10 protein-coding genes are annotated in these 7,700 nt (G+C 47.6%); 7 read left to right on the top strand and 3 right to left on the bottom strand.

What is annotated here, in order from left to right; translation table 11 throughout:
• The coding region (locus DWY79_RS22030) for a site-specific integrase (RefSeq protein WP_147431813.1) at positions 1-1,128 on the top strand (1,128 nt) is incomplete at its 5' end.
• Between the two features lie 130 nt (positions 1,129-1,258).
• On the opposite strand, the gene DWY79_RS22025 is transcribed toward DWY79_RS22030, so the two are convergent.
• Both DWY79_RS22025 and DWY79_RS22020 read right to left on the bottom strand, forming a co-directional pair.
• The gene (locus DWY79_RS22025; RefSeq protein ID WP_122370488.1) at positions 1,259-1,540 is read right to left on the bottom strand and encodes a helix-turn-helix domain-containing protein; all 282 of its coding nucleotides are present in this window, start codon (positions 1,538-1,540) and stop codon (positions 1,259-1,261) included.
• A 4-nt stretch (positions 1,541-1,544) separates the two neighbouring features.
• Positions 1,545-1,832 (bottom strand): helix-turn-helix domain-containing protein, encoded by a 288-nt coding sequence (locus DWY79_RS22020; protein WP_122370490.1) that lies wholly within the window; start codon positions 1,830-1,832, stop codon positions 1,545-1,547.
• 339 nt (positions 1,833-2,171) lie between these two features.
• On the opposite strand from DWY79_RS22020, the gene DWY79_RS22015 reads away from it, so the two are divergent.
• The 6 genes from DWY79_RS22015 to DWY79_RS21990 all read left to right on the top strand — a co-directional run bounded on the left by DWY79_RS22015 (position 2,172) and on the right by DWY79_RS21990 (position 7,153).
• On the top strand, positions 2,172-2,480 hold the full coding sequence (locus DWY79_RS22015) for a helix-turn-helix domain-containing protein (RefSeq protein WP_057316767.1): 309 nt from the start codon (positions 2,172-2,174) through the stop codon (positions 2,478-2,480).
• Positions 2,461-3,693, top strand: coding sequence for a VapE domain-containing protein (locus DWY79_RS22010; RefSeq protein WP_122370486.1), 1,233 nt, complete (start codon positions 2,461-2,463; stop codon positions 3,691-3,693). Before DWY79_RS22015 ends, DWY79_RS22010 begins: the two co-directional genes overlap by 20 nt.
• A 320-nt stretch (positions 3,694-4,013) precedes the next feature.
• Positions 4,014-4,994 (top strand): toprim domain-containing protein, encoded by a 981-nt coding sequence (locus DWY79_RS22005; RefSeq protein ID WP_122370484.1) that lies wholly within the window; start codon positions 4,014-4,016, stop codon positions 4,992-4,994.
• 156 nt (positions 4,995-5,150) lie between these two features.
• Positions 5,151-5,534, top strand: a complete 384-nt coding sequence (locus tag DWY79_RS22000) for a MobC family plasmid mobilization relaxosome protein (protein ID WP_042985792.1) — start codon at positions 5,151-5,153, stop codon at positions 5,532-5,534.
• The gene (locus DWY79_RS21995) at positions 5,500-6,423 is read left to right on the top strand and encodes a relaxase/mobilization nuclease domain-containing protein (RefSeq protein WP_118421360.1); all 924 of its coding nucleotides are present in this window, start codon (positions 5,500-5,502) and stop codon (positions 6,421-6,423) included. Before DWY79_RS22000 ends, DWY79_RS21995 begins: the two co-directional genes overlap by 35 nt.
• A 4-nt stretch (positions 6,424-6,427) precedes the next feature.
• Positions 6,428-7,153 carry a hypothetical protein gene (locus tag DWY79_RS21990; RefSeq protein WP_122370482.1) on the top strand — a complete coding sequence of 242 codons (726 nt, stop codon included), beginning with the start codon at positions 6,428-6,430 and terminating at the stop codon, positions 7,151-7,153.
• A gap of 42 nt (positions 7,154-7,195) precedes the next feature.
• Here DWY79_RS21990 and DWY79_RS21985 read toward each other — a convergent pair whose 3' ends face one another.
• On the bottom strand, positions 7,196-7,528 hold the full coding sequence (locus DWY79_RS21985; RefSeq protein ID WP_005645903.1) for a helix-turn-helix domain-containing protein: 333 nt from the start codon (positions 7,526-7,528) through the stop codon (positions 7,196-7,198).
• Between the last annotated feature and the right edge of the window lie 172 nt (positions 7,529-7,700).

Below are 7,700 nucleotides of genomic sequence, written 5' to 3'. Positions count from 1 at the left end.
TATGACCGCCTATACGTGGAACTTCAACTAAAGCGGAGCGTAAAAGTCCCACTTTGGTCGCAGGAAAAAGAGAAATCGACAGGCAAAGACCGAAACTCCGTAGAACTTAACCATTACATTGACGCCCTGCGTGTGAAATTCTATCAGATTTACCAAGATTTGGAACTGGAGGGAAAGATTATCTCCGCACGTGCCATAGTGAACCGCTATCAGGGAAAGGACGAAACTTTCAAGACATTGCATAATGTATTCAAGGAACATAACGACAACTGCCGGAAGCTAATCGGGACGGACTATGCCGACATCACCGTAAGACGTTACGACAATTGCCTTAAATACCTCATGGAACTGGTTAGACGGGATTACAAGGTAGATGATATGTTACTGCGTGAGGTAAACGGGGAACTGGTACGCAAATTCGATTTATACCTAAAGACGGAGAAGCATTGCGCACAGAATACCGTTATCCGGTACATGAAATGTTTTAAGAAAGTGATAAACCTTGCCATTGCCAACGAGTGGCTGACAAAGAACCCGTTTGCCGGAATCAAGTTTCACGAGGTGGAGGTAAACAAACAGTTCCTAAGCCAAGCCGAGATAAACCGGATATGGCAGAAAGAGTTCAGGATTGAACGGCTGGAACTGGTACGGGATGTTTTTATCTTCTGCGTATATACCGGGCTGGCATTCATAGACGTGTATAACTTGCGCCCCGAACACGTTTCAGAGGACAGCAACGGCAACCTGTGGATAGTGAAACCCCGTGAAAAAACAAACAATATCTGCAACATCCCGCTTTTGAGCATTCCCAAACAGATACTTGAAAAGTATAAGGATAACCCCTACTGCATGGATAAAGGAACTTTGTTGCCCGTTCCCTGCAATCAGAAGATGAACAGCTACCTGAAAGAGATTGCCGACTTATGCGGTATTAAAAAGAACCTGACCACGCACACAGCCCGGCACAGTTTCGCTTCGGTTATCGCACTGGCTAACAACGTGTCACTGCCGAACGTGGCTAAAATGCTGGGGCATTCATCCACCCGAATGACGCAGCATTATGCGAAAGTATTAGACCAAACGATACTAAGGGATATGCAAGCCGTTGAGAAACAGCTATCCATATAACCACGAAGAAGCCAGCAACACAGTTTTCAAGAAAACGTGATTGCTGGCTTTCAATCAATCAAACAATATAGAAAACAAGACAGCTATATTTCAATACTTCAATATTTCAAGAAAGCAAGAAAACAAGATTTCATTTCTGATAGAACCTTTCCAACAAATCCATGATGTCACTTTCCTGGTAGATGATTTTTCCCGGAAGCTGCACGTAGCCCAGCAACCCCGTGTCCCTGTAATCCTGCAACGTCCGTTTGCTGATGCAAAGCCGCCTGCACACCTCATCGCCCGTCAGGTAGTGTTCACCGTTCAATACCGGGCGATAGTTCATTACCACGTACTCCACGTTTTCCAGCACCCTGTCAAGGGAAGAAAACAGTACCAGCGTGGTTTCGGAATCTTTCGTTATCAAATCCATACGCCTACTTTTTAGAATTGTCCTTTACTTGGCTAAGCAGAAATGTTTCCACGTCCGAAGCCTTGTAGTAAATCTTGCCGTTTATCTGCGAGTAAGGCAGTTTCCCCGTGTCACGGTAGGTCTGCATCGTCCGGGCTGAAACGTTCAGCAGGCGGCAGGTCTCGCAGTTATCCAGCCATTTGTCACGCTTCCTGCGTAAAGGCACGCAGAGCGCATCCACACGACCCACAAAATTTTCAAACCTCTGTTTCCATAGTTCAAAGGTTTTCTTTTCAATCGTCACTATTTCCATAACCGATATATTTATTCTTGTCAATACTCCGTTTTTCTTCACTGGTGCAAATATATAAGGCTGAATGACTGGTTGTTTATCTCTGTCCGTAAATGACCTTGCGTGTCCGAAAATGTCCACCGCCAACCCAAAAGCAACATGAAAGAAACGAACCGATAACAAGAACTCCGGCTTTTCCCCTCTCCCTAAATAAGTAAGGTAATGAACACAAAGCCGTTTTCTATTTGCCGACATTAATTTGGCGCAGAGCGAAGCAAAGCGATTCCAAACGGCTGACGCTTTGTTTTTTACCGATTTTTCTTATTTTATTTGTGGTGCTAATTCAAAAAACAAGCACCTATGAACAATCCTTTCGAAGAAATTTTCAAGCGGCTGGAGAACATCGAAAAGATGATTGCTCCGGTCATGGGCACACAGCCCGAAGAACGGCAGGACGGAAAAGAGCCTGTGTTAGTCAAAATATCCGTTGCCAGCGGCATAACCGGGTATTCGGTCAATTACCTGTATCATTTAGCCAGCAAGGGGATGATACCGTGTGTCAAGCGTGGGCGTACCCTGCGTTTCGACATGGAGGAACTCAAAAAGTGGATGCAGCAGCAGTATGTCCCGGCTTCTAACAGACTTCCCGATGAAAAAGAAAAGAAGTGATGAAACACGGCATATCGAGGGCTGGCAGTCAAAGAACGAGCGCATCGAAAGCCTGTTGAACGTCCTGTATGATTTCCGGTTCAACACCGTAAAGAGCCGGACGGAATACCGGGTTGCGGGTTCTTCGGGCTTGTACCAGCCCGTTACAAAATTCGTCCTGAACTCGTTCAGGCGCAGGCTGGATGCGACCGCTGGTATCGTCACCTCTGCCGAGAACATCCGTACCATACTGGAAAGCGACTTCGCAAGAAAGGTACATCCCATACGGGAATACTTCAACGCCCTGCCGCTTCTCAACCCAACCGAACACGGGCATATCGGCAGGCTTCTGAACACGGTACAGGTAGCCAACCCCGGCAAATGGGAGGAATATTTCACGAAATGGCTTGTCGGTGTGGTAGCCAACGCCATGAACGACACGGGGTGTCAGAACCATACTTGTTTGGTGTTGACCGGGGACAGGCAGGGACAGTTCAAATCATGGTGGCTGGACAACCTTTGCCCGACACCGCTTAAGAACTACCTGTTCACCGGGAAGATAGACCCGCAGGGCAAAGACATCCTGACACTGATAGCCGAATACCTGTTCATCAACATTGACGACCAGCTAAAGGAACTCAACAAGCAGAACGAGAACGCATTGAAGAACCTTATCACTACCCCGGCGGTGAAGTACCGCAGACCGTATGATGTTTACATAGAGGAATACCCCCACCTCGCCAGCTTCATGGCTTCGGTAAACGGCAACGAGTTCCTGACCGACCCGACAGGCAGCAGACGTTTTTTGCCGTTCGAGGTGCTGCACATAGACAAGCCCACGGCAGAAAGTATTCACATGGATAACGTCTATTCCGAAATCATGTACCTGTACCGTCAGGGCGTGCGCTACTGGTTCAATGATATGGAGATTAGAGAATTGCATTTAGCAAATGCGGGATTTGAGGTGCAGACGGTCGAGTTTGAAATGCTGACACAATATTTTGAGAAGCCGACAGAGGAGGAAGAACCCTTGTTCTTTATGACAACGGCACAAATACTGGCACGTTTACGGGATATATGCGCCATGCAGCTATCTGAAAAACGGCTGGGGGAAGCGTTGCGCAAAGCCGGGTTCAAACGAGTGCAAAAACGTATCAACAAACAGAATTATTCGGTATATGGGTACAGAATAAAGCCTATTCCTGCATCCTATACAAATGACGATTACGGATAGGCAGCCATGCAGTAATTACTGCAAAGTATCATACTGTTATTCAAGCTATTAAAAATCAATCCGTTATACAATATGCAGTAAGCAGTAAGATAAAATCCAAAACTTTTTGGAAAACCGGAAAAAAGAAAAACAAGAAAAGAGCAAGCAGGAATATAAGGCTGTATTTCTATTTCCTTTTGAAGAAATAACTTACTTATCTTACTGCATAAGAGATAATCCGCTGAAAAAAAAAGAATTATGTGCAGAAACATAGCAACTTTTCTTCTTACTGACTTCTTACTGTGCTACTGCAATTTATCAACACCAAAAAAATAAAGATTATGACCTACAAGGAAGCCAACAATATCAGTATCAAGGATTACCTGAACTCTTTGGGAATCCAGCCCGTCACGGAAAAGGGAAGCTACGGAATGTACCGCAGCCCCTTACGGGAGGACAACACGCCAAGTTTCAAAGTGGATTATAACGCCAATCTATGGTGTGACTACGGAACTGGCGAGGGCGGGACGCTCATCGACCTTGTGATGAAGCAGAACGGGTGCAACGCCTACGGTGCTATCTGCCGACTGGAGCAGGGCGACACTACCTCTTTTTCCTTTCACGGGAAAGACCTGCCCGAAAGGGACACGAAAAGGCAGGCAGCCAGTCCGATAGAAATACGCAGAATACAGCCGTTACAGAATCCGGCACTCATGCGCTACTTGCAGGAAAGGGGGATTTCCCCCGGAACGGCAGCCCCATACGTGCAGGAAATGTATTACCGCATCGGTGGAAAGCCTTATTTTGCGCTGGCGTTCAGGAATGATTCAGGAGGTTACGAGCTTCGCAATCCCCGTTTCAAGGGCAGCACATCGAAAGACATCACCCATATAAGGCAAAAGGGAGAGCCGAGAGATACCTGTTTCGTGTTCGAGGGCTTTATGGACTATCTTTCATTCCTCACTATCCGGCAGCGGGAAAGCCCGGGTATGCCCTGTACCGACTGGCAAGACTACGTTATCCTGAACTCCACCACCAACACGGATAAAGCCTTATATCCGCTGGCTGATTACGGGCATATACACTGTATGCTTGACAATGATGAGGCAGGCAGGAAAGCGGTTGAAGCCATAAGGCAGGAATACAAATGGCGTGTGCGTGACGCATCACACCTGTACAGCGGTCACAATGACCTGAACGACTATCTGCGTAGCCTTAAAGTGAAGCAATCCCAAGATTTGACAGTTACCGATAAGCCCCAGCCGGAGCATGATAACAGACAAAATCCGGGTGAAAAAAGAAAGAGAGGGCTAAGGATGTGACCTGCAAGGCTGGCGGCATGAACTGACGGCAGGCTGTGTGATTAGGGAGAGCAAGGTTATGTTTCGGTAAACCGAAACACCTTGCTTTGCTTGACAGCAAAGAAAATTTCTCCCGTTGGTCGCAATTTTTAAGATACCACCTAAAAGCAAAAACACATGACAGGAATAAGGAACAAACCGGGAGGTCGCCCGGCAAAAAGCCGGATAGACAAGCAGAACCGGGTAGTCAGCACGAAACTGACCGAGTTACAGTTCTACGCAATCAGGAAGCGAGCCACCGAAGCCGGGCTGCACGTCAGCGAGTACGTCCGGCAGGCTGTCGTTTCGGCAGAGGTAACGCCCCGGCTGAACAGGCAGGATGCGGACACTATCCGCAAGCTGGCGGGCGAAGCCAACAACATCAACCAACTGGCGCACCGGGCGAATGCCGGAGGGTTCGCACTGGTAGCGGTGGAACTGGTGAAACTCAAGAACAGGATTGTCGAAATCATAAACCAGTTGTCGGATGATTGGAAAAATAAGAAAGGGAAACGGATTTAAAGGCTGCGTGAACTATGTACTCGGCAAGGAACAGGCAACCTTGCTTCATGCCGAGGGAGTGTTGGCGGAAAGCAACCGGGACATCATACGCAGTTTCTTTCTGCAAGCCGGGATGAACCCCGACCTGAAAAAGCCAGTCGGACATATTGCGCTAAGCTATTCCCCGGTGGACGCACCCAAGCTGACAGACGGGAAAATGGTACAGTTTGCGCAGGAGTACATACGTGAAATGAAAATCACCGATACGCAGTACATCATCGTGCGCCACCAAGACCGGGAACATCCGCACGTGCATATCGTGTTCAACCGCATAGACAACAACGGCAAGACCATTTCGGACAGAAACGACATGTACCGCAACGAGCAGGTATGCAAGAAGCTGAAAGCCAAACACGGGCTTTATTTCGCTAAAGGCAAGGAGCATGTAAAGCAGCACCGTTTAAGAGAGCCGGACAAATCCAAATACGAGATTTACAATGCCGTAAAGGATGAAATCGGGAAATCAAGGAACTGGCAGCAGTTACAAACCCGGCTGGCAGAAAAGGGTATCGGGATTTATTTCAAGTACAGGGGACAGACTGGCGAAGTGCAGGGCGTATCCTTTTCCAAAGGTGAATACACGTTCAAGGGTTCGGAGATAGACCGCAGTTTCAGTTTCTCCAAGCTGGATAAATGTTTCGGGGATGCGGAACTGAACACTACCGAAAGCAACCGACAAACGGTTTCCGCACCTGTTCAGGAGCCAGCGCAGACACCGGGCAAAGCCGACAGTCCGCTACTGGCAGGCTTGGGCGGTCTGTTCTCCGCCTCGTCCTCTCCGGCTGATGAAACGCCCGACAATCCCAGTGAAAGAAAAAAGAAGAAAAAGAAACGACACTTAAAATTATAGGAACATGGAAAATAACTTAATTTTGGAGGGGCTTCTCTCCATGGTTACGGAACTGAAAGAACGGCAGGAGAAGCAGGGAACGCCAGCCAGCCGGGAGGAAACGATTAACCGACTGGACGTTATCGAACAGCGCATTTCGGAAATGCAAGGTAAATCCGGCATTACTGAAAACATGGTGCAGGAGATTCTAAACCAAATCGGCTGTATCGGAAAAGGGCAGTCCGAGAACCAAAAACAAGACCTTGAAGATATAAAGGGGCTTATCGTGACCTCGCACCGATATTTCAAGGAGCGGTTAAAGGTGTTGTTCCCGGCTGATGATACACCGACCGGAGAAACAACGCCCGTTTCATGGCATGACAAACTGATATACCGGGTAACTCCCTACCTGAAGCCCAAGTTCTTTCTTCTTTCAGCAGGTTTTATTATCTGTATCACTTCGCTAATCTTGAATATTCGTTTTACGGAACGGATGCAGCGGTTACAGGACAATGATATAAAATACCGCTATATCCTGATGAAAGGAAAGGCAGACGGCAGCAGCCTTGATTTGCTGGAAACGAAGTTCAGCAGGGAACGGGACAACGCTTTCATCCGAAGCCTGACCGATTCAGTGAAAGGCTTTGAATACCGCAGCAGGAAGCAGGCGGAAGCGTTGGAACGGGCAAGGCTGTTAAATGAGCAAGCCGAGCAGCTAAGGGAGAAAGCCGACAAATTAGGCAAGCCATAAAACAAAAGCGAAGCCGGAGCAGAACCGCCCCGGCTTTTTAATTCACTTCTTTTTCTTCGTGCAGTGTTCTTTCTCGAACTGGCGTAGCGTGGTGACGCTGAATCTCTCCTTGATGAACTCCCGGACATCAGAAGCCTTGTAGTACACTTTTCCGCTGATTGTGAAGTACGGCAGCGCACCGATAGCCCGGTAGCGTTGCAGGGTCTTGATACTTACTTTGAACAGCAGGCACAAGTCCTGATTATCCAGCAGGTTGTCATCTTCGGGCAGCACCCTGTCGGCATTGCGCAGTACCCGTACATCCTTGCAGAGTTCTTCCAGTTTGGCGTACAGCTTCTGCATCCATACGCTGAAATCGTCATTATCTATATACATGATTGCTTCATTTTTCTGATTATACATTATGGTCTGTCAATCGATTGATGAAGCAAAGTTCAGAAAACAGGCGCAAAGAAGTTACGGGGGAACTAATGGAATCCCCTATAAATAAATCATAAGCCGTTGGTTATCTGTACCCTTTCTTGTCATGTTCCTTTTTGATAAGTTC

Origin of the sequence: Parabacteroides sp. AF27-14 (genome assembly GCF_003635425.1) — a bacterium.
In the GTDB taxonomy this organism is placed as follows: Bacteria; Bacteroidota; Bacteroidia; order Bacteroidales; family Tannerellaceae; genus Parabacteroides; species Parabacteroides distasonis.
Note: the sequence above shows the minus strand (reverse complement) of the source record. Positions and strands in the feature narration are given on the sequence as shown.